Origin of the sequence: Pseudonocardia spirodelae (assembly GCF_037727765.1) — a bacterium.
Lineage (GTDB): Bacteria > Actinomycetota > Actinomycetes > Mycobacteriales > Pseudonocardiaceae > Pseudonocardia > Pseudonocardia spirodelae.
Genome location: NZ_JBBJUP010000007.1, coordinates 37,352 through 60,975, shown reverse-complemented (window position 1 = coordinate 60,975; position 23,624 = coordinate 37,352). Strand labels below are relative to the sequence as shown.

24 protein-coding genes are annotated in these 23,624 nt (G+C 76.0%); 17 read left to right on the top strand and 7 right to left on the bottom strand.

Annotated elements, in window-relative coordinates:
* Window positions 1–15: 15 nt before the first annotated feature.
* From WJX68_RS10390 to WJX68_RS10380, 3 genes are read left to right on the top strand one after another with little or no spacing between them, the layout of a single operon-like run.
* Complete coding sequence (locus tag WJX68_RS10390) at window positions 16–1,200, top strand: hypothetical protein (RefSeq protein ID WP_340288776.1); 1,185 nt, start codon at window positions 16–18, stop codon at window positions 1,198–1,200.
* Window positions 1,197–2,135, top strand: coding sequence for an ABC transporter ATP-binding protein (locus WJX68_RS10385; RefSeq protein WP_340288773.1), 939 nt, complete (start codon window positions 1,197–1,199; stop codon window positions 2,133–2,135). The genes WJX68_RS10390 and WJX68_RS10385 overlap by 4 nt, the downstream gene beginning before the upstream one ends.
* Window positions 2,132–2,989, top strand: coding sequence for an ABC transporter permease (locus WJX68_RS10380; RefSeq protein ID WP_340288770.1), 858 nt, complete (start codon window positions 2,132–2,134; stop codon window positions 2,987–2,989). Before WJX68_RS10385 ends, WJX68_RS10380 begins: the two co-directional genes overlap by 4 nt.
* Before the next feature lie 10 nt (window positions 2,990–2,999).
* On the opposite strand, the gene WJX68_RS10375 is transcribed toward WJX68_RS10380, so the two are convergent.
* The 3 genes from WJX68_RS10375 to WJX68_RS10365 are packed head-to-tail and all read right to left on the bottom strand — an operon-like array spanning window position 3,000 to window position 6,009.
* Window positions 3,000–3,782 (bottom strand): esterase/lipase family protein, encoded by a 783-nt coding sequence (locus WJX68_RS10375; protein ID WP_340288767.1) that lies wholly within the window; start codon window positions 3,780–3,782, stop codon window positions 3,000–3,002.
* Window positions 3,779–4,972: a radical SAM family heme chaperone HemW gene (gene hemW, locus WJX68_RS10370; protein WP_340288764.1), complete on the bottom strand. Its 1,194-nt coding sequence runs from the start codon at window positions 4,970–4,972 to the stop codon at window positions 3,779–3,781. The genes WJX68_RS10375 and hemW overlap by 4 nt, the downstream gene beginning before the upstream one ends.
* Window positions 4,969–6,009, bottom strand: coding sequence for a hypothetical protein (locus WJX68_RS10365; protein ID WP_340288761.1), 1,041 nt, complete (start codon window positions 6,007–6,009; stop codon window positions 4,969–4,971). The genes hemW and WJX68_RS10365 overlap by 4 nt, the downstream gene beginning before the upstream one ends.
* 415 nt (window positions 6,010–6,424) lie before the next feature.
* Between WJX68_RS10365 and WJX68_RS10360 the strand changes: the two genes are divergently transcribed.
* From WJX68_RS10360 to WJX68_RS10325, 8 genes are all read left to right on the top strand, one after another.
* Window positions 6,425–8,092, top strand: coding sequence for a nitrite/sulfite reductase (locus WJX68_RS10360; RefSeq protein WP_340288758.1), 1,668 nt, complete (start codon window positions 6,425–6,427; stop codon window positions 8,090–8,092).
* Window positions 8,089–8,265: an Insertion element protein gene (locus WJX68_RS10355; RefSeq protein WP_340288755.1), complete on the top strand. Its 177-nt coding sequence runs from the start codon at window positions 8,089–8,091 to the stop codon at window positions 8,263–8,265. The genes WJX68_RS10360 and WJX68_RS10355 overlap by 4 nt, the downstream gene beginning before the upstream one ends.
* Window positions 8,262–8,966, top strand: a complete 705-nt coding sequence (locus WJX68_RS10350; RefSeq protein WP_340288752.1) for a phosphoadenylyl-sulfate reductase — start codon at window positions 8,262–8,264, stop codon at window positions 8,964–8,966. The genes WJX68_RS10355 and WJX68_RS10350 overlap by 4 nt, the downstream gene beginning before the upstream one ends.
* Window positions 8,963–9,901 carry a sulfate adenylyltransferase subunit CysD gene (gene cysD, locus WJX68_RS10345; protein WP_340288749.1) on the top strand — a complete coding sequence of 313 codons (939 nt, stop codon included), beginning with the start codon at window positions 8,963–8,965 and terminating at the stop codon, window positions 9,899–9,901. Before WJX68_RS10350 ends, cysD begins: the two co-directional genes overlap by 4 nt.
* Entirely contained in the window at window positions 9,901–11,232 is a 1,332-nt protein-coding gene (locus WJX68_RS10340) for a sulfate adenylyltransferase subunit 1 (RefSeq protein WP_340288746.1), read from the top strand. Before cysD ends, WJX68_RS10340 begins: the two co-directional genes overlap by 1 nt.
* Before the next feature lie 104 nt (window positions 11,233–11,336).
* Window positions 11,337–12,770 (top strand): trypsin-like peptidase domain-containing protein, encoded by a 1,434-nt coding sequence (locus tag WJX68_RS10335; RefSeq protein ID WP_340288743.1) that lies wholly within the window; start codon window positions 11,337–11,339, stop codon window positions 12,768–12,770.
* 222 nt (window positions 12,771–12,992) lie between these two features.
* Window positions 12,993–13,148 carry a hypothetical protein gene (locus WJX68_RS10330; RefSeq protein ID WP_340288740.1) on the top strand — a complete coding sequence of 52 codons (156 nt, stop codon included), beginning with the start codon at window positions 12,993–12,995 and terminating at the stop codon, window positions 13,146–13,148.
* 102 nt (window positions 13,149–13,250) lie between these two features.
* A complete protein-coding gene (locus WJX68_RS10325; protein ID WP_340288738.1) occupies window positions 13,251–14,153 on the top strand; it encodes a sulfite exporter TauE/SafE family protein in 903 nt (300 codons plus the stop codon).
* A gap of 33 nt (window positions 14,154–14,186) precedes the next feature.
* Here the strand turns inward: WJX68_RS10325 and WJX68_RS10320 are convergent, their stop codons facing one another.
* From WJX68_RS10320 to WJX68_RS10310, 3 genes are all read right to left on the bottom strand, one after another.
* Window positions 14,187–16,133: an FAD/NAD(P)-binding protein gene (locus tag WJX68_RS10320; protein WP_340288736.1), complete on the bottom strand. Its 1,947-nt coding sequence runs from the start codon at window positions 16,131–16,133 to the stop codon at window positions 14,187–14,189.
* 172 nt (window positions 16,134–16,305) lie between these two features.
* A complete protein-coding gene (locus WJX68_RS10315; protein ID WP_422785690.1) occupies window positions 16,306–16,689 on the bottom strand; it encodes a barstar family protein in 384 nt (127 codons plus the stop codon).
* Window positions 16,686–17,210 carry a guanyl-specific ribonuclease gene (locus WJX68_RS10310; RefSeq protein ID WP_340288733.1) on the bottom strand — a complete coding sequence of 175 codons (525 nt, stop codon included), beginning with the start codon at window positions 17,208–17,210 and terminating at the stop codon, window positions 16,686–16,688. The genes WJX68_RS10315 and WJX68_RS10310 overlap by 4 nt, the downstream gene beginning before the upstream one ends.
* 313 nt (window positions 17,211–17,523) lie before the next feature.
* On the opposite strand from WJX68_RS10310, the gene WJX68_RS10305 reads away from it, so the two are divergent.
* Window positions 17,524–17,766, top strand: a complete 243-nt coding sequence (locus WJX68_RS10305; RefSeq protein WP_340288730.1) for a hypothetical protein — start codon at window positions 17,524–17,526, stop codon at window positions 17,764–17,766.
* Between the two features lie 10 nt (window positions 17,767–17,776).
* Here WJX68_RS10305 and WJX68_RS10300 read toward each other — a convergent pair whose 3' ends face one another.
* Complete coding sequence (locus WJX68_RS10300) at window positions 17,777–18,637, bottom strand: LLM class F420-dependent oxidoreductase (protein WP_340289278.1); 861 nt, start codon at window positions 18,635–18,637, stop codon at window positions 17,777–17,779.
* 56 nt (window positions 18,638–18,693) lie between these two features.
* Between WJX68_RS10300 and WJX68_RS10295 the strand changes: the two genes are divergently transcribed.
* The 5 genes from WJX68_RS10295 to WJX68_RS10275 all read left to right on the top strand — a co-directional run bounded on the left by WJX68_RS10295 (window position 18,694) and on the right by WJX68_RS10275 (window position 23,624).
* Window positions 18,694–18,864, top strand: coding sequence for a hypothetical protein (locus tag WJX68_RS10295; RefSeq protein WP_340288728.1), 171 nt, complete (start codon window positions 18,694–18,696; stop codon window positions 18,862–18,864).
* A 46-nt stretch (window positions 18,865–18,910) separates the two neighbouring features.
* Window positions 18,911–19,360, top strand: a complete 450-nt coding sequence (locus WJX68_RS10290) for an OsmC family protein (protein WP_340288726.1) — start codon at window positions 18,911–18,913, stop codon at window positions 19,358–19,360.
* 17 nt (window positions 19,361–19,377) lie between these two features.
* Entirely contained in the window at window positions 19,378–20,175 is a 798-nt protein-coding gene (locus WJX68_RS10285) for an enoyl-CoA hydratase-related protein (RefSeq protein WP_340288723.1), read from the top strand.
* A gap of 494 nt (window positions 20,176–20,669) precedes the next feature.
* Window positions 20,670–22,718, top strand: coding sequence for an ABC transporter ATP-binding protein (locus tag WJX68_RS10280; RefSeq protein WP_340288720.1), 2,049 nt, complete (start codon window positions 20,670–20,672; stop codon window positions 22,716–22,718).
* Between the two features lie 60 nt (window positions 22,719–22,778).
* Window positions 22,779–23,624 (top strand): NAD-dependent protein deacetylase, encoded by an 846-nt coding sequence (locus WJX68_RS10275; protein ID WP_340288717.1) that lies wholly within the window; start codon window positions 22,779–22,781, stop codon window positions 23,622–23,624.

The window sequence follows — 23,624 nt, the reverse complement described above, 5'->3', positions numbered from 1 at the left end:
GGCACGGTGGGTGGGGTGTCCCTCTCCCGTCGTCTCGGGCGGCGTTCCCTGCTGGTCGGCGCGGGCGCGGCCGCGCTGCTCGCGGCCGGCACCACCGACCGCTGGCTGCCCGTGCCGCCGGGTGCCGCCGGCGACGGCGACCCGGTGGCACTGCGCGCCCGGATCCTGGCCGGGGTGCCCCCGCACACCGGCCTGGCGACGGCGACCGGCCGCCTCGGGCTGCCCGCCGTGCCCCCGGTCGGCACGGCGGGCCGGCTGCTGTCGGCGACCACCCGCATCCGGGTGCAGCTCGCCGCGCCGGACCGCTGGCGCGTGGACGAGCTCACCCCCGTCGGTGAGGTCGGCACCTACCGCGACGGTGGGGTCGAGCAGGTCTGGGACTACGGCGCGAACCGCCTCACGACCGTCACCCCGCCCGCCCCGGTGCGGTTCCCGCGGGCGTCGGACCTGGCCCCGGCCGACCTGGCCCGCAGGCTGCTCGGCGCGACCCCGGACGACCCGGTGACCGCGCTGGCGCCGCGCCGCGTGGCCGGGCTCGTCGCCGCCGGGCTGCGGGTGACCCCGGCCGACCCGAACGGCCTGGCGGGGAGGATCGACGTCTGGGCGGTGCCGGTCGGGGACGGTGCGCTGCCGGTCGCGGTGGAGGTCGCGGCCCGCCCCGGCACGGTGCCCGGGGGCTACGACACCGACGTGGTGTCGGGCCGGGCCCCGCTGCTGGCGACGGCGTTCACGTCGGTCGCGCCGGGAGCGCCGCCGCCCGGGGCGCTGGTCCCGGCGCCGCCGTCGTCGGCGGAGCGGGTGCGGGCCCGCCCCGACGACCTCACCGCCGGCCTGCGCGGCGTCGCGGGGAGGCCGCCGCCGGACCGGCTCGCCGGGCGCGACCGCGCCGCGCTGCCGGTGTCCGGGGACCTGCCCGCCGACGAGCTGCTGCCGGGCGTCGCCGTCTACGGCACCGGGGTCGGCCGGTTCGTGCTGGTCCCGGCCGGGCCCGACGTCGTCGACGGGATCGTGCGCGGCTCGGCGGTCGCGGGCGGCGTCGACGTGCCGGGGCTGCCCGGCGGGACCGCCGTGCGGATCGCGACGCCGCTGCTCACCCTGGTGGTGGCGCGGCGACGGCGGCGCGGGGTGCTGCTGGCCGGGCCGGTGCGCCCGGCCGTGCTGGAGGCCGCCGCCGTCGAGCTGGTGGGGGGCGGCTCGTGACCGTCGTCGCCACCGAGGGGCTCACGAAGCGGTTCGGCCGGGTCACCGCCGTCGACGGGGTGGACCTCGCCGTGCCGGCCGGGTCGCGGTTCGGGCTGCTCGGCCCGAACGGCTCGGGCAAGACGACGCTGGTCCGGATGCTGCTCGGGCTGGTGCACGCCACGTCCGGGTCGATCGAGGTGCTGGGGTCGCCGATGCCGCGCGCGGCGCGGTCGGTGCTGCCGCGGGTGGGCGCGCTCGTCGAGTCCCCCGCCGCGTGGCCGGGCCTGTCCGGGCGCGCGAACCTGACCCTGCTCGACGCGGCCGGGGCCGCCGGTGGCCTGGTGAACCGGCCCGCCGAGCGGCGCCGTCGCGTGCAGGACGCGCTGGAGCAGGTGGGCCTGGGCGGGGTGGACCGGCGCCCGGTGCGGGCCTACTCGCTGGGCATGCGCCAGCGCCTCGGGATCGCCGCGGCGCTGCTGCGGACCCCGGAGCTGCTGCTGCTCGACGAGCCGACCAACGGGCTGGACCCGCGCGGCATCGGCGAGATGCGGGCGCTGCTGACCGCCCTGAACGCGGCCGGGACGACCGTGATGCTCTCCAGCCACCTGCTCGCCGAGGTCGAGACGCTCTGCACCCGGGTCGGGGTGATGGACGCCGGGCGGCTCGTGCTCGACCAGGACCTCGACGCCCTGCGCGCGCCCACCGGGCGGGTGCTCGTGCGCACCCCCGACCCGGACGCGGCGGCCCGGGCCCTGGGCCGCGCCCTGGAGTCCCGCGACGGCGACCGGCTCGTCGTGCGCGCCGCGGACCCCGCCGACCTCAACGCCCACCTGGTGCGCGCCGGGGTCGCGGTGGTCTCGCTGACCCCGGAGCGGCGCACCCTGGAGCAGGTGGTCCTCGAACGGACCGGCGACGGCTCGGACCGGGTCGGGCGCCCGGGTGCCGCACGGTGATCGGGGTCGAGCTGGCGCTGCTGCTGCGCCGCAGGCGGGTGTGGCTGTGCTGGCTGCTGCTGTGCGCGCTGCCGGCACTGGTCGCGGTGGTCGTCTCGGCGACCGGGATCCTGCCCCCGCCCGGGCAGGGGCCGGCGTTCCTGTCCGCGGTGGCGACGAACGGGCAGATCTTCCCGGCGTTCGCGCTGGCCCTGGTGCTGCCGGTGCTGCTGCCGATCACGGTGGCCGTCGTCGCCGGGGACACCGTGGCCGGGGAGGCCACGGCGGGGACGCTGCGCTACCTGCTGATCCGCCCGGTGGGGCGGCTGCGGCTGCTGGTCGCGAAGCTGGTGTCGGTGGCGTTCTTCGTGCTCACCGCGGTGACGCTGGTCGTGCTGAGCTCCTACGCCGTGGGGACCGCGGTGTTCGGCACCGGCACCACGACGGCGACCGGCGGGCTGACGCTGCCCCCGGTCGACACCGGGCCGGGCGCGGTGGGCTCGCTGTCGGCGACGGTGATCGAGCCCGTGGACCTGGCCACCCGCACCGGGCTGACCGTCGGCTACCTGGCGCTGTGCATGCTGACGCTCGGCGCGCTGGGGATCTTCTTCTCGACGCTGACCGACGCCCCGCTCGCGGCCGCGCTCGCGGTGCTGGCGGTCGTCGTGACGAGCGCGTCGCTGCAGGCGCTCGACGCCTCCGCGGCGTTCGTCGAGTTCCTGCCCACGGCGCACTGGCTGGCCTGGATCGACCTGTACCGCGACCCCGTCCTCTACGACTCCGCGCGGACCGGGGCGTGGGTGCAGCTGGGCTGGGTGGCCGTCGCGACCGGAGCGGCCTGGGCGAACCTGGCGACCAAGGACGTCACCAGCTGAGCGGGCGCGCTCAGCCGGCGGCGCGCAGGGTGCCGCAGTCGGCGGGGGCCTGCGCGATCGGTGCGGGGGACAGCGCGCGCAGCACCAGCCCGACGACGGCGTCGTCGGCGGGCAGCCCGCCGTGGTCGACCGCGGCGCCCGGGCAGAGCTGCTGCAGCTCGACGTTCACCGCCCCGGCCAGGCGCGCCGAGGCGGGCGGGGTGACGACCCGGTCGTCGCCGGTCCACACCGACAGCCACGGCAGCAGCGACCCGGCACCGGCCAGCTCGCCGAGCAGGGCCGAGCCGGGGGCGAGCTGGCGGCAGGCCTGCGGGCAGGCGTCCGGGGCGAGCGCGGCGGCCGACGCGGCGACCTCGGTGCCGGCCAGCGGCGAGCCGAGCGAGACGATCCGCCGGGCGCGCGCCGCGCCGTCGTCGCGGACCGCCCACAGCCCGGCGACCACCCCGCCCGCGGAGTAGCCGACGACGTCCACCGAGGCCGCGCCGGCGCCCGTCGCGTCGGCCACGGCCCGGTCGAGGACCTCGACCTGGCGGTTCAGGTCGCCGGTGCCGTCGCCGTCGAGGACGAGCACGCGGGCGTCGCGGCCCTGCGCGCGCAGCGCGGCGGCCAGCGGCTCCAGGCCGCCGCGGTCGCCGCCGTAGCCGGGGACGATCAGCACCGGGCCGGGCCGGTCCTGCGCGACGGGCCCGCCGGGCCGCGCGCCGCCGGGCACGAGCGCGACCACCGCGGCCACCACCGCGACGGCCGCGACCAGCGCGAGCAGGCCGAGCAGCAGGCGGCGGCGCGGACTCACCGCGCGCCCGCCGGTGCGTCGTCAGCGACGAGCAGCTCGGTGACGACCCGGTCGGCCAGCAGCCGGCCGCGGTCGGTGAGCACGGCCCGCCCCGCGGCGTGCGCGGCCGGGTCGAGCAGCCCCTCGGCGACGGCGCGCTCCGCGGCGGACCGGCCGCCGGCGCGCAGCAGGGTCAGCGGCATGCCCTCGGCCAGACGCAGGCGCAGCATGACGCGCTCGGTGTGGCGCTCGTCGTCGGTGAGCTGCTCCGCGCCCGCCTCCGGGGACGTGCCCCCGGCGAGCGCGCCCGCCCAGCGGGCCGGGTGCTTGACGTTCCACCAGCGGCGCCCGCCCAGGTGCGAGTGCGCGCCGGGGCCGATCCCCCACCAGTCGCCGTCGCGCCAGTAGCCGAGGTTGTGCCGGCACTCGGCGCCGGGCCGCGACCAGTTCGAGACCTCGTACCAGGCGAGCCCGGCGGCGCGCAGGCGCGCGTCGAGCAGCTCGTAGCGGGTGGCGGCGACGTCGTCGTCGGGGGCGGGCAGCTCGCCGCGGCGGACGCGGCGGGCCAGCGCGGTCCCGTCCTCGACGATCAGGGCGTAGGCCGAGACGTGGTCCACCCCCGCGTCGAGGACGGCGTCGGCCGAGGCGCGCAGGTCGTCGTCGGTCTCGCCGGGGGTGGCGTAGATCAGGTCCAGGTTGACGTGGCCGAACCCGGCGGCGCGGGCCTCCCGGGCCGCCTCGACGGCCCGGCCGGGGGTGTGCGTGCGGTCGAGCACCGCCAGCACGTGCGGCGCCGCGGACTGCATGCCGAGCGAGATGCGGGTGAACCCGCCCGCGCGGAGCCGGTCGAAGAACTCCGGCGAGACCGACTCGGGGTTGGACTCGGTGGTGACCTCGGCGTCGTCGGCGAGCGGGAGGTGCTCGCGGACGGCGTCGAGCATCGCCACGAGCCGGTCCGCCCCGATCAGCGACGGGGTGCCGCCGCCGACGAACACGGTGTCGACCCGGCGCGGCCCCACGGTGCGCGCGGCGCGCGCGATCTCGGCGCGGGCGGCGGCGAGCCAGCCGTCCGGGGACGCGGCGTCACCGGCCAGCTCGGAGGCGGTGTAGGTGTTGAAGTCGCAGTAGCCGCAGCGGGTCGCGCAGAACGGCACGTGGACGTAGAGCCCGAACGGGGCCGTCTGCGGTGCTGTCCGCGGTGCTGTCGTCACGTGGCCTGAGTGTGCCACCCGCCGCCCGCCCCCGGGGCCGGGCGGTGTCCGTGGCCGGTGACCCGCCGGACCAGGGCCGTGACCTCACCGGGGTCGAAGCCGTCGAGCGGGTAGGCGACCAGCCCGGGAGCGGTCTCCAGCAACCCGAGGACGGCGTCGTCGGCCGGCCGGTGCCGCAGGGTGACCTCCAGCCGGTCGAGGGCGACCTGCCGTCCGGCGGCGCCCAGGAGGCCGCGGCGGTCGTCGTCCGCCCCTGCGGTGACGTCCCGGCGCTCGACCAGCCCGATCGAGGCGATCGCGGTCCAGGGCAGCCGGACCGGGCGGTGCGGCTCGGTCGGCGCGACGAGCTGCAGGGCGTCGGGTCCGCACGCGATGCGCCGACGCGGGCTGAGGCGGGAGACCAGGGCGAGCATCCCGACGAGGGCGACCAGTCCCGCGCCGCCCAGCAGGAGCGCCAGGGCCCACTCGGGGCCGGCCATCGGCGCCCGGCCGGTCAGGTCGCGCACGATCCCGCGGCCGGAGGCCACCACCAGGAAGACCGAGATCAGCGCGGGGGCGATCAGCAGGAGCAGGGTGCGGAGGACCCGCGGTCGCAGCACGACGACGTCCGCGGGCGGCGCGACCGGCGCGCCCCCCGTCCACCGGGGGTCCCGCACGCCGTGGGTGTCGCCGCCCGGCACCCCGAGGGCACGCAGCCGGGCCCGGACCGCGGCCACGTCGAACCCGACCAGCTCCAGGTGCTCCTCGCCGGTCGCCGTGGTCAGCACCAGGGCGGGCGGGCGCCGCTCGGCGACGAGTGCGCGGGTGACCCGGTGCGCGGGGACCGCGACGGGCTCCGGCCAGCCGACGGCACGGATGCCGGCGGCGTCGACGTACAGCCGCCGCCGGCCCAGGCGGGCCGCCGAGCGCACGGCGAGGCCCGCGAGCGAGGCCGTCACCACGGCCAGGACGACGTCGCCGGTCGCGGGCCGCGCGCCGGACAGCAGCGGGACCAGCGCACCCGCGGCGAAGGGCAGGGCCACGACCAGGCCCACCACGAGCGGGACCGTGGTCAGGTGGCGACGGGGCCGGAGCGGGGCCGACGGCGCATCGGACGGCGGATCGACGGGCGGGCGGCCGGTGGGGATCATGGGCGCAGCCTGCGCCGCAGCGGGGACGGCCGGGCCCGGACGGCCACGACCGATCCCGATCGCGAACGTCCGTACCTATCAGCGGTCCGCTCCCACGATGCGAACGTCACTTTGTGACGCGTCCGGACACCGTGCATCCTGGACGACGTGCCCGCGCTCCGTCTCCGCCTCGTGGCCCGCCGCCACGTGGACCTGAACCGGACCCGCAGCGCGCTCTGTCGCCGTCGCTGAACCGACGGCCCCCTTTCTCGAACCGCCCGGGCCGCTCCGTGCCCCGTCCCGGGCCGGAGTGCGCCCGCACCCGACACGGAGCACCCACCACATGGCGCCCACGAACACCGCTCCCCGCCGTGCCCGCGGCCAGGGGCAGTGGAAGCTCGGCCACCGCGAGCCGCTGAACCCCAACGAGCGCAGCAAGCGCGACGACAACCCGCTCAACGTCCGCGCACGGATCGAGAACATCTACGCCGCGCGGGGCTTCGACTCGATCGACCCCGCCGACCTGCGCGGGCGCTTCCGCTGGATGGGCCTCTACACCCAGCGCCGCCCCGGCATCGACGGCGGCCGCACCGCGGCGCTGGAGCCGGAGGAGCTCGACGACGAGTACTTCATGATGCGCGTGCGCCTCGACGGCGGCGCGGTCTCGGTCGCGCAGCTGCGCGCCCTGGGCGAGGTGTCGCGTCGCTACGGCCGCGACACCGCCGACGTCACCGACCGGGAGAACATCCAGTACCACTGGATCCGCGTCGAGGACGTCCCGGCGATCTGGAAGATGATCGAGCCGCTGGGCATGCAGACCACCGAGGCCTGCGGCGACTGCCCGCGCGTGGTCATGGGCTCGCCGGTCGCCGGCGTCGCCGAGGCGGAGAAGGTCGACCCGACCCCCGCGATCGACGAGATCGTGCGCCGGTTCATCGGCGACCGCGAGCTGTCCAACCTGCCGCGCAAGTTCAAGTCCGCGATCTCCTGGCAGCAGGACGTCGCGCACGAGATCAACGACATCTCCTTCGTCGGCGTCGACCACCCGGAGCACGGTCCGGGCTTCGACCTGTGGGTCGGCGGCGGCCTGTCGACCAACCCGCGGATCGCGGAGCGCCTCGGCGCCTGGGTCCCGCTCGACGAGGTGCCCGACGTGTGGCACGGCGTCGTGCAGGTGTTCCGCGACTACGGCTACCGCCGGCTGCGCCACCGCGCCCGCATCAAGTTCCTCATCGCCGACTGGGGCCCGGAGAAGTTCCGCCAGATCCTGGAGGACGAGTACCTGGGCCGGAAGCTCCTCGACGGCCCGGCCCCGGCGGTCCCCGAGCGCCCGATCGACCACGTCGGGGTCTTCCGGCAGAAGGACGGCCGCAACTACGTCGGCGTCGCCCCGCCGTCGGGCCGGGTGTCGGGCAGCACGCTGCTCGCCGTCGCCGACGCGGCGGAGCGCGCCGGGTCGGACCGGATCCGGTTCACGCCGTACCAGAAGATCGTGGTGCTCGACGTCGCCGACGACCGGCTCGACGGGCTGATCGAGGAGCTCGACACCCTCGGCCTGCCCGCGCGGCCCTCGACCTGGCGCCGGTCCACGATGGCCTGCACCGGCATCGAGTTCTGCAAGCTCGCGATCGTCGAGACCAAGGAGCGGGCGATCCGGCTGGTCGAGGACCTCGAGAAGCGCCTCGCCGACGTCGTGCCGGACGTGCCGATCTCGTTGCACCTCAACGGCTGCCCCAACGCCTGCGCCCGCACCCAGGTCGCCGACATCGGGCTCAAGGGCCAGATCGTCACCGACGCCGACGGCAACCAGGTCGAGGGCTTCCAGGTGCACCTGGGCGGCGGGCTGGGGCTGGACTCCGGCTTCGGCCGCAAGCTGCGCGGCCTCAAGGTCACCAGCGCCGAGCTGGGCGACTACGTCGAGCGGGTCGTGCGCAACTTCGCCGCCCAGCGCGACGGCGACGAGCGCTTCGCCCAGTGGGTGCTGCGCGCCGACGAGGCGGACCTGAAGTGAGCGAGCGCGCCGCGACGTTCTACTGCCCGTACTGCGGCGAGGAGGACCTGCGCCCGGCCCAGCGGTCGGACAAGGTCCCCGGCGCCGCCTGGTGGTGCGCGGGCTGCCTGCGCACCTTCGTCGTCACCTTCGTGGGGATCGGCGTCCCCGAGACCTCGGGAGCAGGATCATGAGCGTCACCACCGAGATCGACCTGCGCGCCACCGCCGAGCGGGGCGCCGCCGAGCTGGGTCCCGACGCGACCGCCGGGCAGCTGCTCGCGTGGGCCGCGCGGACCTTCGGCGACCGGCTGATCGTCGCGTCGAACATGCAGGACGCGGTCCTGGTCGACCTGGCGTACCGGGCGAAGCGCGACGTCGAGATCCTGTTCCTGGAGACCGGCTACCACTTCGCCGAGACCATCGGCACCCGCGACGCCGTCGACTCCGTCTACCCGGAGCTGACCATCGTGAACGCGACGGCCGCACAGTCCGTCGCCGAGCAGGACGAGGCGTTCGGCACGGACCTGTTCGCCCGCGAGCCCGACCGCTGCTGCGCGCTGCGCAAGGTCGCGCCGCTGCAGGACACCCTGTCCCGCTACGACGCCTGGGTCACCGGCGTCCGCCGCGTCGAGGCGCCCACCCGGGCGAACACCCCGCTGGTCACCTACGACGACAAGTTCGGGCTGGTCAAGATCAACCCGATCGCCGCGTGGTCCGACGAGGACATGGACCGCTACATCGCCGAGCACGGGGTCCTGGTGAACCCGCTGGTCGACGCCGGCTACCCCAGCATCGGCTGCGCCCCCTGCACGGCGAGGCCGAAGCCGGGCGAGGACCCGCGCGCCGGCCGCTGGGCCGGGCGCGCCAAGACCGAGTGCGGGCTGCACGCATGACGACCCTGGAGGAGACCGCCGTGACCGCCGCCGTCACGACCCCGGCCCTGGACGCGCTCGACGCGCTGGAGTCCGAGGCGATCCACGTGTTCCGCGAGGTCGCCGGCGAGTTCGACCGCCCGGTGATCCTGTTCTCGGGCGGCAAGGACTCCACGCTGCTGGTGCACCTGGCCATCAAGGCGTTCGCGCCGGCGCCGGTGCCGTTCGGCCTGCTGCACGTCGACACCGGGCACAACTACCCCGAGGTCATCGAGTTCCGGGACCGGGTCGCCGAGCAGCACGGCCTGCGCCTGGAGGTGGCCCGGGTCGAGGACTACCTCGCCGACGGCCGCCTCGTCGAGCGCTCCGACGGCACCCGCAACCCGCTGCAGACCCAGCCGCTGCTCGACGCGATCGCCGAGCACCGCTTCGACGCCGTGTTCGGCGGCGGCCGGCGCGACGAGGAGCGCGCCCGGGCCAAGGAGCGGATCATGAGCCTGCGCGACGCGTTCGGCCGCTGGGACCCGCGCAAGCAGCGCCCGGAGCTGTGGAACCTCTACAACGGGCGGCACGCCCCCGGCGAGCACGTCCGCGTCTTCCCCATCTCCAACTGGACCGAGCTCGACGTCTGGCGCTACATCCGGCGCGAGGGCATCGAGCTGCCGTCGATCTACTACGCCCACGAGCGCGAGGTGTTCCAGCGCGACGGCATGTGGCTGGCCGAGGGGCCCTGGGGCGGCGCCCGCGACGGGGAGACCCTGCAGCGCAGGTCCATCCGCTACCGCACGGTGGGCGACGGCTCCTGCACCGGCGCCGTCGAGTCCACCGCCACCACCCTCGACGAGGTCATCGCCGAGGTCACCGCGTCCCGGCTCACCGAGCGCGGCGCCACCCGGGCCGACGACCGGCTCTCGGAGGCCGCCATGGAGGACCGCAAGAAGGAGGGCTACTTCTGATGGTCGACTCCGCACAGCCGCGCGACCTGCTGCGCTTCGCCACCGCCGGCTCCGTCGACGACGGCAAGTCCACCCTCGTCGGGCGCCTGCTCTACGACACCAAGTCGGTGCTGGCCGACCAGATCGAGGCCGTCGAGCGCGCCTCGGTCGACAAGGGCATGTCCACGCCGGACCTGTCGCTGCTGGTCGACGGCCTGCGCGCCGAGCGCGAGCAGGGCATCACCATCGACGTCGCCTACCGGTACTTCGGCACGCCGACGCGCGAGTTCGTCCTCGCCGACACCCCGGGCCACGTGCAGTACACCCGCAACACCGTCACCGGCGCGTCGACCGCCGAGCTCGCGGTGCTGCTGGTCGACGCCCGCAACGGCGTCGTGTCCCAGACCCGGCGGCACGCCGCGGTGCTGTCGCTGCTGCGCGTCCCGCGCCTGGTGCTCGCGATCAACAAGATCGACCTGATCGACCACGACCAGGCCAAGATCGCCGACATCGAGCGCGAGTTCACCGACCTGACCCGGTCGCTGGGCTTCCCCGACGACGCCGTCCAGGTCATCCCGGTCTCGGCGCTGGTCGGGGACAACGTGGCGTTCCGCAGCGAGCGCACACCCTGGTACACCGGCCCGACGCTGCTCGAGCATCTGGAGTCGGTGCCGGTCGAGGGCCCGGACGCCGGCGCCCCGTTCCGGATGCCGGTCCAGTACGTGATCCGGCCCCGCCACGGTGGCGGGTCCCGCTCCGCCGACGCGTCGCTCGGTGACCTCCACGACTACCGCGGCTACGCCGGTCAGGTCGCCTCGGGCACCGTCCGTCCCGGCGACGAGGTCGTGGTGCTGCCCGAGGGGCACCGCACCACCGTCTCCGAGGTCCGCACCGCCGACGGCCCGCTCGGCGCCGCCGGGGCCGGGCTCAGCATCACGGTGCTGCTCGCCGACGACATCGACGCCCCCCGCGGCGCCCTGATCGCGGCCGCGTCCGACGTCCCGGAGGTCACCTCCGAGATCGACGCGACGCTGTGCTGGCTGGCCGAGAAGCCGCTGGTCCCCGGGGCGCGGCTGCTGCTCAAGCACGGCACCCGCACCACCCAGGTGATCGTCGGGCAGCTGGGGTCGCGGCTCGACACCGAGACGGTGTCCTACGCCGCGGGCCCGGAGAAGCTCGAGATCAACGACATCGGACGGGTGTCGCTGCGGGTGGCCGACGCGCTGCCGGTCGACGAGTACGCCCGGGTCCGCGCGACCGGCGGGTTCCTGCTCGTCGACCCGCCGACGGGCAACACGCTGGCCGCCGGCCTGGTCGGCGACCCGCTCGCGGCGGTGCCCGCCGCGGGCTGACCTCATCTGTTCTGCCGATTCGCGAGCCGGTCTCGTAACGGCCCGGCCGCCGGTCCCGAGTGATGCGAGACACACCGCGGGCGACGACGCCCCGGTGGCCCCGTGTGGCAGAGGAGTCGGACATGGGCCCGTCGCGCAGCACCCGTACCCGGCCGTCCCGACGTGCGTGGCGGTGGCTCGCCGCGCTCCTGGCCGTCCCGCTGCTGACGGTCGCGACGGGACTGCCGGCGGCCGCGGCGCAGGCGCCGCCCGGGGCGGAGGAGCTGAACTCGCGGATCGAGCCCGCCGTCGTCCTGCTCGGGGTGACGTGGTCGGGCTACGTCCTCTACGACACCGCGGACGGCCGGCAGTGGTCCGACCCGCTCGAGTCGTCGACGACGTGCACCGGGTTCTTCGTCTCGACGACCGGGCAGATCGCCACCGCCGGGCACTGCGTCGACCCGGACGAGGGCCGAGCCCTGCTGATCGACGCGCTGCTGGACCAGCAGGTCGACCGGAAGCTGCTGACCTCGGCGCAGGCGTCGTCGATCTCGCCGGGCGCCCAGCAGTCCTGGCAGGTGGAGGGACGCAACACCGGGTCGCCGATCGCGCGCACCATTACCGCGGTGCAGCCGTCCGCCGTGACCGGCGCCGCGCTGACCCGGCCGGCGCCGGCGCAGATGCTGGCCTTCCAGCCCGGCGCCGAGGGTGACCTGGCCCTGCTGAAGGTGGAGACGACCGGTGCGGTCGCGCTGCCGGTGGCGACCGCCGACCCGCGCTCCGGGGCACCCCTGACCGCGATCGGGTTCCCGGGGACCGTGCGCGCCGTCAGCGACATCGACCGGACCCGGGCCAGCTTCATCTCCGGCACCGTCGCCAGCAACCAGGTCACCCCGCAGGGCGTCGCGACGACCGAGATCGACGCGACGATCAACCCCGGCATGTCCGGCGGGCCGACGGTCGACGAGCTCGGCAACGTGCTCGGCGTCAACTCCTTCTACGTCCGCGACACCAACGGGGTCCAGGCCTCGAACTTCGTCACCGACACGACGTCGCTGCACGACTGGCTGGGTGCGCACGGGGTCACGACGCTGCCCCCGGCCGTCGCGCCGGCCGGTGACGGCCCGCCCGCGGTGCCCACCTGGGTCTGGTACGCGGCCGGAGCAGCGGTGCTGGTCCTCGCGCTGCTCGCACTGGCGGTGGTGGTCCGCGGCCGCCGCCGCCCGGCCGACAGCGGGGGCGCGGCACCGGCGTGGGCCGTGCCCGCGCAGCGCACCGGGGAGACCCCCGCTCCGGCCGGGACCGGACCGGCCGCGCCGCCGCCCGGGTCCCCGGCCCCCGCGGCGGCCGCGGAGCCCGCCGCACCGGCCGAGCCCGCCGGACTGCCGGAGCCCACCGCGGAGACGACCGACCCGGCCGCGACCGGAGCCCCGGACGCGGGCACCACGGCCCCGGTCTCCACCCTGGAGCGGCCCACCGCGAGCTGGTGCGGCGCGTGCGGGGCCCGGGCCGGCGCCGGTGCGCGCTTCTGCACGTCCTGCGGGACGGCCGTCGGCTGACCCGGCGGGCGGCCCGCCGCCCGGCTGTCCGGACCGGTGGGCCGTGCCGTGGGCCGTGGCGCCGGTCACGAGCCGCCGCCCACACGCCCACGACGGGCGTCCGGCCGGGTCGTCCGCCCAGCTCAGAGGCTCGGACCGGCAACGTGTCCGGACAGGTTCGGCGCCGTCCCGGCCTGCGGAAGCCGACTTGTCGCGGCCCGCCCGGACGCCCACCATGGGGTCGTGACCGAGTCCTGTGTCCACGCCGCCCGGGCCGCCGCGCCCGGCCGTTCGGCGTCGGACCCGGCGGTCTCCTGGCACCTCGTCGCGCACCTCGAGCGGTTCTGGCCGTCGCGCCGGCTCGACGCCTTCGACGAGTTCTGTCGCCGCGGCCGGTAGCCCCGTCCCGCCACGGCGTCCCGCGCCGTCCCGCCACGCACCGCGGCCCCCGCACGGGTCACGGCAGCTCCCGCACGCCCGGCGTGCGCAGGAAGCAGGATCATGTTCGACCCCTCCCTCGCTCTGGCCGGCCTGCTCGTCGGCCTCCTCGTCGGGCTCACCGGCATGGGCGGCGGCGCGCTGCTGACGCCGCTGCTCGTGCTCGTCTTCAAGATCAACCCGCTGACGGCGATCTCGTCGGACCTGCTGACCTCGCTGGTGATGAAGCCGGTCGGGGCCGCGGTGCACGCCCGGCGGCGCACCGTGCACTGGCGGCTGACCGGCTGGCTGGTGCTCGGTGCCGTGCCCGCCGGATTCGCCGGGGCCGTGCTGATCGGGACGATCGGCACGGGGATCGGCGTCGAGGACCGGCTGAAGGTGTTCATCGGGATCGCGCTCGTCGCGTCGGTCGCGACGACGCTGTTCCGTCAGGTGATGGACCGGCGGGGCAGCCGCAACGCCGTCGACGTCGACGCCCCGGTCGTCGTCCGGCCGGTGCGCACGGTGCTCATCGGCGTCGTCGGGGGCCTCGCCGTGGGCATGACCTCGGTCGGCGCCGGGTCGCTGATCATCGCGATGCTGCTGCTCGCCTACCCGCAGCTGCACCCGTCGCGCCTCGTGGGAACCGACATCGTGCAGGCCATCCCGCTGGTCGGCGCCGCCACACTCGGGCACCTGTTCTTCGGCGACGTCCACGTCGGCCTCGCCGCGGCGCTGCTGGTCGGCGCGCTGCCCGGCGTCTGGCTGGGCGCACGGGTGTCCTCGGCCGGCACCGGGCGCCTCGTCAAGCCCGTGGTCACCGCGGTGCTGCTCGCCTCGGCGCTCGCCCTGCTCGGCGTGCCCGGCCCGGCCGTGCTGGGGGCGACGGCGGTCGCGCTCGTCGTCACCGTCGCGCTGCTGCCGCGCCGGCGTGGCACGCAGGCCGAGCCGCAGCGGGCTCCCGAACCCGTCGGCAGCCGCGGCTGAGCCCGCGCGGCGCCCGGACCGCGGTGCCCCCGCTCAGGCGGCGGGCGTCGCCCGGGCGACCGCACCCGGCAGCACGCCCAGCACCGCGCGGGCGACGGCGTCGTTGTAGCGCAGGCTCTGCGCGTTCATCCCGGGCCGGGTGAACGCCCCGGCGACCTTCACCGTGGTGTGCGGCCCGACGGCGAAGCGGCGCGGGTGCACCCCGCCGCCCGCGGTGTGCAGCGCGCCGTCGGACGGGCGCACCGACAGCAGGCCGGTGCTGCGCAGCAGGGTGCCGTCGTCGTCGCGCAGCTGTTCCTCGACGGCCTCGCCGCGCGCGAGCAGCCCGGCCAGCAGCGGGTCCGCGGTGCGCGACAGGCTCGGGTCGGGCAGCCGGGCCTCGACGAGCACCCGCGCGGTCACCGGCTCCGCGCCGGCGAGGGTGGTGCTGGTGGCGTGGAAGCCGTGCTCGTCGACGTCGACGGCCGTCCCGGCGCCCAGGAACCTCAGGTACCCGGCGCGCGAGAGGGCCAGCAGCTCGCGCACGCGGAACCCGGGCGGGCCGGAGGCCACGGAGTTGAAGAACGACTGCCACCACGGCAGGTCCTGCGCGCGCGAGCGCGCCGAGAGGACCCCGGAGCCGGCGAGCCGGGTGGTCTCGGTGAAGACCGACAGCATCGCCACGAACGCGCCCAGGTGCGGGGTGTGCCGGTCGTCGACGTGCTGGCGCAGGTCCTCGGCGATCCGCTCGCGCACCAGCGGCTGCAGCGTCGCCAGGTCGGGGGCGTGCAGGCCGTCGAGCGGGCGGTCCAGCGCGGCCAGGTCGAGCCGGTCGAGCGGGTCGGGCACGAGCTCGGCGACCAGCGCCGCCTCCTGCGGGCTGTCGTGGGCGACCGCGGCGAACCGCTCGGCGAACTCGTCCCACCCGGCGCGGACGCGGTCGGGGTGCCCCTGGAACAGCTCGTGGTACCAGCCCCAGGCGATCTCCTTGGCCATCAGCGGCCAGACCTCGGTGCGCACGTCCACCGGGCCGCCGGAGGCGATGAGCGCGTCGGTGGTCGCCGGCGGCAGGAACCGCGGCAGCGGGGGGCGCCCGCCGCGCAGCTGGTAGTGGGTCTTGGAGTGGTACGTGGCGCCCCGCGGCGACCCCGCGACCAGCACCGGCTCGTGCCCGGACGGCAGGTAGCGCAGCTGGTCGGGGTCCTCGGGGTCGGGCACGAAGCGCCCGCCGCGGCCCTCGAACAGCAGCACGGCGAGGTCGACGAACGCGAGCCCGAGGCCGCGGGCGAGCACGGTCTCGCCGGGCTCGATCACCGACAGGTCCGAGTCGGTCGTCTGTTCCGGGGGCAGGTAGCGCAGCCCGAGCGCGGCGGCCCGGGCGGCCAGCGCGCGCTCGTCGTCGGTGGGGGTGGCGTCGAGGTGCCCCGAGGCCAGCACGACGGCGTCGGCGCGCAGCGTGGTGCCGTCGCCGAGGCGCACGGCCTGCCGGCCGCCGGACTCGTCCAGGCTCTCGGCGGTGGCGCGGTGCACGTGCACCCGCATCCCGGCCGGTGCGCGCGCGACGACCTCGCGCAGCACGGCGGCGAGGTAGTGGCTCTGCAGGCGGCGCGAGGGGAACGTCGTCGCCGTGACGGCGGCCAGCTCGCCGGCGAGCTCCGGGCCGAGCTCGGCCCGCGGGTCGCCGTGCTCGCGCAGCGCCTGCGCCCACTCCCAGAACGACGGGCCGGGCGCGACGGGGCCGTCGCAGACCACGGAGGCGTCGGTCCACATCGTGACGTCGGCGGCCATCGAGTTCATCGCGAGCAGCGGCGACTGCTCGGTGCGCCAGATGCGCCCGGCGCCGGCCGGGAAGGGGTCGACGAGGTGGACGTCGACGCCCGGCCCGGCGAGCGCGCCGGCGAGCATCTCCGGGGCGCTCGCGACCATGCGCTCGAGCACGCCGGCCCCGCGGGGGCCGGCGCCGACGATCACGACGGAGGGGGCGTGCGGGTTTCGGGACACGGGGACGCTCCTGGGTCGGCGGACGGGCGGGACCGTCGCGTCACGGCCGGCGGCGCAGCCGGCACAGGTCGACGTGTCGGCGCGTCACCAGCCGCAGACCCATGCGTCCCACGGTAGGTCCCCTCCCCCGCCCCGGCCACCCGTCGCGGCGTCGTCACCGGAGCCAACGCCGTCACACGGCGGGCGATTCCCCGGGGCCGGCGAGGGTCACCCGCAGCGGGTGCGGGGTCCCCGCCGTCGCGGCGACGGCGTCGGCGAGCACCGACAGCACCGCGGCGTGGGTGCGCGGGTCCGCCGCGGCGAGCCCGCCGTCGGCGACGACGAGCTCGACCGGCCCGGGCGGCAGCCAGGACAGGTCCGACAGGCAGTCGGCGAGCGCGTCGAGGTTGTGGCCGTAGTACCCGGGGAAACTCAGGGCCTCGCCGAACGCCGCCAACGTCGCGGCACGGTCCGCGACCCCCTCGACGACGGCGACCAGGCCCGAGGCCCCGGCCCGCCCCCGGGCCGCCTCGACGGCGGGGGCGGTACCGGCGCTCTCACGGTGCAGGGTGCTCACCTCGAGACGTCTACCACGACGAACGAGGCGTAGTGGTCACCCGTGTAGTAGTACTCGCCGCCCGACCCGGTGACGATGCGGCGGGCACCGCGGGTGCTCGAGCCGGGCGTCTCGACGGTGTACTCCTCGTAGTAGCCCGAGGACTTCGCGGGCAGGATGCCCTCCCGGTTCTGGAACGTCGTGCCGTCCTGCGAGTAGGGGTACGGACCGCCGGAGCGGATCAGGCGGTAGGTGTCGGTCGCCTCGTCGGGCAGCGACGACAGAGCCCGCACGGGCAGCCCGGACTCCTCCTCGCCCGGCACGGCGGCCGGGGCGACGGGCGCGGCGACCCCGGCGGACGGGACGGCGGACCGGGCGACGGACTGGGCGGCGGACGGGACGGCGGCGGACGGGACGGCGGCCGACGGGACGGCGGCCGAGGCGGTGGCGGGGAGCGCGAGGCCGAGCGCGGCCAGCGCGGCGACGAGGGCGGCGACGAGCAGCGCCCGCACCCCGGTCCGCGCATCCGGACGAATGATCATGGTCCGGACGCTAACGAGGGTCACCCGTTCGAGGACAGACATCGCTGCGAAACGCCACCGACCGGTCACCCGCCGTTTCCACGACGGCCGCCGGGACCGCGCTCCGTTCGCCCGCCGACCGCGGACCCGGGGCCGGGACCTCCGATGATCACGACCGGTCACCGACCACGTGCGTCCGGTCACCGTGTCCTGCGTCCCACCCGTGTTCTACACGGCGTAAAAGGCGTTGAAGGGGGGTACAACGGAGCTGAGAGACCAGGACCGACTGCGCATGACACGCCCCGACCCCGACACGTTCAACGGAGAACGTCGCATGACCGCAGAGCTGATTCGCCCCCCGACCGACCGCCCCGCCGCCGTCGAGCTCCCCACGCCGGACACCGGGCGGGCGGCGGTGGACCGCATGCTGGACGCGATCGACGAGCTGGTGCGCCGCCACCGCGCCCTCGCCGCCCACGACGGCGCCTCCGCCGCCCTGCACGCCGAGCTCATCGCCGCCGAGCTGGACCAGCAGGTCGCCGTCCTGCGGACGATGCCGCGCCAGCCCGGTCGCTGAGCACGCCGTCTCAGAGCTCGGCCGCGGCCGGGACGATCTCGGAGCCGAACACCCGCAGCGGCTCGATCCCCGCCACGCCCGGGACCACCGTGTGCACGTGGTGCACACCCAGCGCCGCGTACCCGCGCAGCTCCTCGACCGCCGCCTTCGGGTCCGCCGGGTCGAGCCGCGCCATCACCGTCTTCTCGATCTCGTCGTAGTCGCGCCCGACCTCCTCGCAGCGGGTGCGGAGCACGTCGAGCTTGTGCGCCAGCTCCGGGCCGCCGAACAGGTTGCACGCGTCGGCGTACTGCGCGACCAGGCGCAGCGTCTTCCGCTCGCCGCCGCCGCCGATCAGGATCGGCGGGTGCGGCCCGCGCAGCGGCTGCGGGACGTTCATCGTGCGCGCCAGCCGGTAGTGCTCGCCGTCGAAGGGGCCGTCGTCGTCGCTCCACATCTGCCGGGCGATGCGCAGGGTCTCCTCCAGCCGCTCGAACCGCTCCGCGGTCGGCGGGAAGAACAGGCCGAGGCCGGCGGCCTCCTCCTCGTTCCAGGCGGCGCCGATGCCGAGCATCGCCCGCCCGCCGGACAGCACGTCCAGCGTGGTGACGGCCTTGACGAGAAGCCCGGGGTCGCGGTAGGTCACCGCGGTCACCCAGGCCAGCAGCTCGACGCGCTCGGTCCGCGCGGCCAGGTAGCCCAGGACCGTGTACGCCTCGAGCATGTCGTTCTCGATCGGCCCGACCGGGCGGATCTGCCAGACGTGGTCCATGACGCTGACCCGCGCGAACCCCTGCTCCTCGGCGGCGGCCGCGATCCGGGAGAGGTCGTCGGCCAGGCCGGCGGGCCCGGCGGGGAAGGTGAAGTCCGCGATGTGCAGTCCGATGTCCACGACGTGTCCCTTCATAAACGGAGTGTTCTCCGTTTACCGAGACTAGACCGGACCCGGTGACCGCCGCCACCCGACCGGTTTCGCACCGGCCCGCCCACCGGTTCGGCCGCGATCATCACGTCGCGCACCACCGGCCGGTGCGGTTGACTGGTGCGGTGATCGTCCTCGTGCGTCGGCGCCACATCGACCTCGGCCGGACCCGCGGCGCGCTCTGTCGCCGCCGCTGACCCACCCCGACCGGCCTTCCCGCACGACACATCCCAGGAGATCACCATGCCCCTCGTCACCTTCGCCGTCAGCGGCCAGGGCACCGGCGTCGCGCAGACCGTCGCGGTCGACGGCGCCGACTACACCATCGAGACCGACGCCTACCCCGCCTTCGGCGGCAAGGACGAGCACCCCAGCCCGCTCGCCTACACCCTCGCGTCGCTGTCGTCGTGCAACCAGGTCACCAGCTCGATCGTCGCCAAGGAGCTCGGGATCACCATCGAGCACGTGCGCTTCGACGTGGCGGCGGACTTCAACCCGACGACCATGACCGCGGGCACCCACCGCGAGGGCGAGACGACGTTCCAGAACCTGCGGATCGACGCCGTGGTCACCACCGACGGCTCCGCGGAGCAGGTCGCCGAGCTCGCCCGCGAGACCGAGCGCCGCTGCCCGGTGTCGCAGCTGTTCGCCCTGGCCGGGGTCTCGATCACGAGCAACTGGCGCAAGGCCTGAGGACCTAGGGTGCGGGGGTGACTGTCACCGCGGACACCCCCGACTCCCCCGAGCTCGTCCACCTGGCCGTCGAGGCCGGGATCGCGACGATCACGCTCGACTCCCCGCACAACCGCAACGCGCTCTCGGCGCAGCTGCGCCGCGAGCTGATCGCCCACCTCGACACCGCGATCGCCGACGACGCAGTGCGGGTGGTCGTGCTGACCCACACCGGCACCGTGTTCTGCGCCGGGATGGACCTCAAGGAGTCGAAGGGCGCCGCCGCCGGCGCGCAGGGCGTCACCGAGGTGCCCCGCATCCTGACGACGCTGTGGGACTCGCCGAAGCCGGTCGTCGCACGGCTCGCCGGCCCCGCCCGCGCGGGCGGGGTCGGCATCGTCGCGGCGTGCGACATCGCGGTCGCGGCCGAGGACGCGACGTTCGCCTTCTCCGAGGTCCGCATCGGCGTCGTGCCCGCGGTCATCTCGGTGACTGTGCTCCCCCGGCTGTCCGCCCGCGCGGCACACGAGCTGTTCCTGACCGGCGAGACGTTCGACGCGCGGCGCGCGGCGGCGGTCGGACTGATCAACAGCGCCGTCCCGGCCGACGCGCTCGACGACGAGGTGGCCCGCTACGCCGGGATGCTCCGGCTCGGCGCGCCGGGGGCCCTGGCCGGGGCCAAGGCGATGCTGCGCCGCGAGCGCCCGGCGACGATGGCCGACGACTTCGCCGCGATGAACACGCTCTCGGCGGGCTACTTCGCCTCCGAGGAGGGCCAGGAGGGCATCCGGGCGTTCGGCGAGAAGCGGAAGCCGTCCTGGGTGCCCGCCGACTGAGCATCACCCGTTCAGAGCAACATGGTCGACGCTCGGTCGCCGTCGCCACTGCCGGGTGAAACGGGACGGAACTGCCGGCCGCCGTCGCCGGGCCAGTGCGGCAACGGATTCGCGGGAATGGTGTGGATCAGTTCGCGGCCGCTCTGCGACGGATGCCGGAAACGTCACCTCCGCCCGGCCGTTGCTCTGTTCGGGTTCTCCTGTCGTGAACCCGTCACCAGCATCGATCCCGCTCGTCGTACGGGGTGCGGCATCTCCGCCGCATCACACGGAAAGGACGATGGCCGATGCTTCCCCTCCCCCTCCCCATTCCGGGAATGACCAAGCCCGAGAAGGACGAGTGCTGCTCGCACAGGCCGCCGAAGAAGGAGCACTGCCCGCCGCGGCGCACGCCGAAGCACCACCACAAGCACCACTGCAAGTGACGGTGTGCTGATCACACCGGGTGGGCCCCGGACACGTCGGGACCCACCCGGTGCGGTGGAGGGGACGACATGACCGAGGACGCCGGCGGGTCCGGGGGCCCGCTCGCCGAGCCGGCACCGCGGCTGCCGCTGCGCACCGTCTTCGCGCGCTTCTGGCCGCACACCCGCCCGTTCCGCGGGCGGATGGTGCTGAGCCTGGCGCTCACCGCGGGCGTGCCCGCCCTGACGACGGCGAGCATCGGCCTGTTCCAGGTCCTGGTCGACGACGTCCTCACCCCCGCGGACTTCCGGCCGTTCCCGATGCTGGCCGCCACCTACCTGGCGCTGACCCTGCTGACCGGCGTCGTCTCCTACGTCGACTCCTACCTCAGCGCCTGGACCGCCGAGCGGTTCGTCCTCGGCCTGCGCGTGGAGCTGTTCGCCCACCTCGGCGAGCTGTCCGCGCCGTACCTGGACCGGCGCCCGCTCGGCGACGTGCTGTCGCGGATCGGGTCGGACGTCGCCGAGATCGAGGAGCTGGTGCTCACCGGGGTCAACCTGCTGCTCACCTACTCCTTCCAGATCCTGTTCTTCACCACCGCGATGCTGCTGCTCGACTGGCGGCTGACGCTGGTCGCGCTGGTCGCGGCACCGGCGTTCCTGCTGCTGTCGCGGCTGCTGTCGCGCCGGATCGCCGACGCCGCCCGCGAGGAGCGGCGCCGGTCGGGGTCGATCGTCTCGGTGGCCGAGGAGAGCCTGGGCAACGCCGCGCTCGTGCACGCCTACGGCCGCACCGCGGCCGAGACGGCCCGGTTCCGCGCGGAGAACGAGGCCGCGTTCCGGGCCCAGATGCGCGCGATCCGCCTGGAGAGCCTGTTCGCACCGGCCAGCGGGCTGGTGCAGGCCGCCGGGCTGCTGCTCGTCGCGGGGATCGCCGTCGCCCGGCTCGGCAGCGGCGAGCTCACCCTCGGCGGGCTGCTGGTGCTGCTCGCCTACCTCGGGCAGCTCTACGCACCGGTCTCGGGCTTCGGCAACCTCGCCGCGACCCTGTACTCCGCGTGCGCGGGCGCCGAGCGGATCGTCGAGGTCCTCGACGCCCGCCCGGCCGTCGCCGCTCCCGCCGTGGCGCGCCCGCTCCCCCGTGCGACCGGGGAGCTGGCGCTGCACGGCGTCGCGTTCGACTACCCGGGGTCGGGCCGCCCGGCCCTGCACGAGGTGTCGTTCCGGGTGCCCGCGGGGTCGCGGGTGGCCGTGGTCGGGGCGTCGGGGGCGGGCAAGAGCACCGTGGTGCGGCTGCTGCTGCGCCAGCACGACCCGGACCGCGGGCGGGTCACCCTCGACGGCGTCGACCTCGCGCAGCTGGCTCCGGCGGACCTGCGCGCGGCCGTCGTCCCGGTGCTGCAGGACTCGCTGGTGTTCGACGCGACCGTGGAGGAGAACATCCGCTGGGCGCGCCCGGACGCCGCCCCCGAGGAGGTCGAGGCCGCCGCGCGCGCGGCCGACCTGCACGACGTCGTCGCCGCCCTGCCCGACGGCTACCGCACGCGGATCGGGCAGCGCGGCCGGATGCTGTCCGGCGGGCAGCTGCGGCGCCTCGCGATCGCCCGCGCCCTGGTGCGGGACGCGCCGGTGCTGCTGCTCGACGAGCCCACCGCCGGGCTGGACGCCGCCTCCGCCGCGCGGGTCCTCGCGCCGGTCCGGCGCCTGGCCGGGCACCGGACGGTCGTGCTGGTCACCCACCGGCTGGTCGACGTCGTCGACGCCGACCGCATCGTCGTCCTCGACGGCGGCCGGGTCACCGGGTACGGCGACCACCCGTCGCTGCTGCGCGAGTGCCCCGGCTACGCGGCGCTGTACCGGCTGCAGGAGCAGGCCGGCGACGCCCCGCCCCCGGCCCCGCCGGTCGCGCCCCGCCCGCTCCCCGCCCGGCGCGGCGAGGCCGTCGCGCGCACGGTGCCGCTGCCCGCCGTCGCCGGGCCGGGGGTGCCGCTGCCCGCGTTCCCCACGGTCGGCGCGCCGAGCCCGGTGCCGGAGCCGCGGGCGCGCCACCGCGTCGCCGACACCGGCCGCACGGCTCTGCCCCCGGCCCGCCACGCCGACGGCGGCCGGCACCGCCGCACCCCCGACCCGGTGCGCTGAGCCCGCGGCGGGCCGGGCGCGCGCGGCGCGGGGCCCGCCCAGCGCGCCTACCCTGGGACCATGAGCGCACCCGCCGTGACGACCGACCCGGGTGCGGCGCTGGAGCTCCTGGCGGGGCGGCGGCTCGTCGTCCTGACCGGCGCCGGGCTGTCGACCGACTCGGGCATCCCGGACTACCGCGGCCCGGGGTCGCGCCCGCGCAACCCGATGACCTACTCCGAGTTCGTCTCGGGCACCCCCGCGCAGCGGCGGTACTGGGCGCGCAGCCACGTCGGCTGGGCGCGGATGCGCCGCGCGGACCCCAACCCCGGGCACCGGGCGCTGGCCGCGCTCGGGGCGGCGGGCGTCGTCGACGGGCTCATCACCCAGAACGTCGACGGCCTGCACGGCGCCGCCGGCAGCCGCGGCGTGATCGACCTGCACGGGCGCATCGACGAGGTCGTCTGCCTGGACTGCCGCCGGGTCACCCCGCGCGAGGACCTGCAGGCCCGGCTCACCGCGCTCAACCCCGGCTTCACCGAGGCGCACAGCGCCGAGGTCGAGACCGCCCCCGACGGGGACGCCGCCGTCGAGATCACCGACGGCTTCCGGGTCGCGCCGTGCGCGTCCTGTGCCGGGGTGCTGAAGCCGCACGTGGTCTTCTTCGGGGAGAACGTGCCCCGCGAGCGGGTCGACCGCTGCTACGCCCTGGTCGCCTCGCTCGCCCCCGAGGACTCCGCGCTGCTCGTCGCCGGGTCCTCCCTGACGGTCATGTCGGGGCTGCGGTTCGTGCGCGCCGCGCACCGGGCGGGCGTGCCGGTGGTGATCGTCAACCGGGGCGCCACCCGTGGTGACGACCTCGCCGACGTCCGCGTCGACGCGGGCTGCTCGCAGACCCTGGAGGCGCTGGCCGCCCGGCCGGTGTGA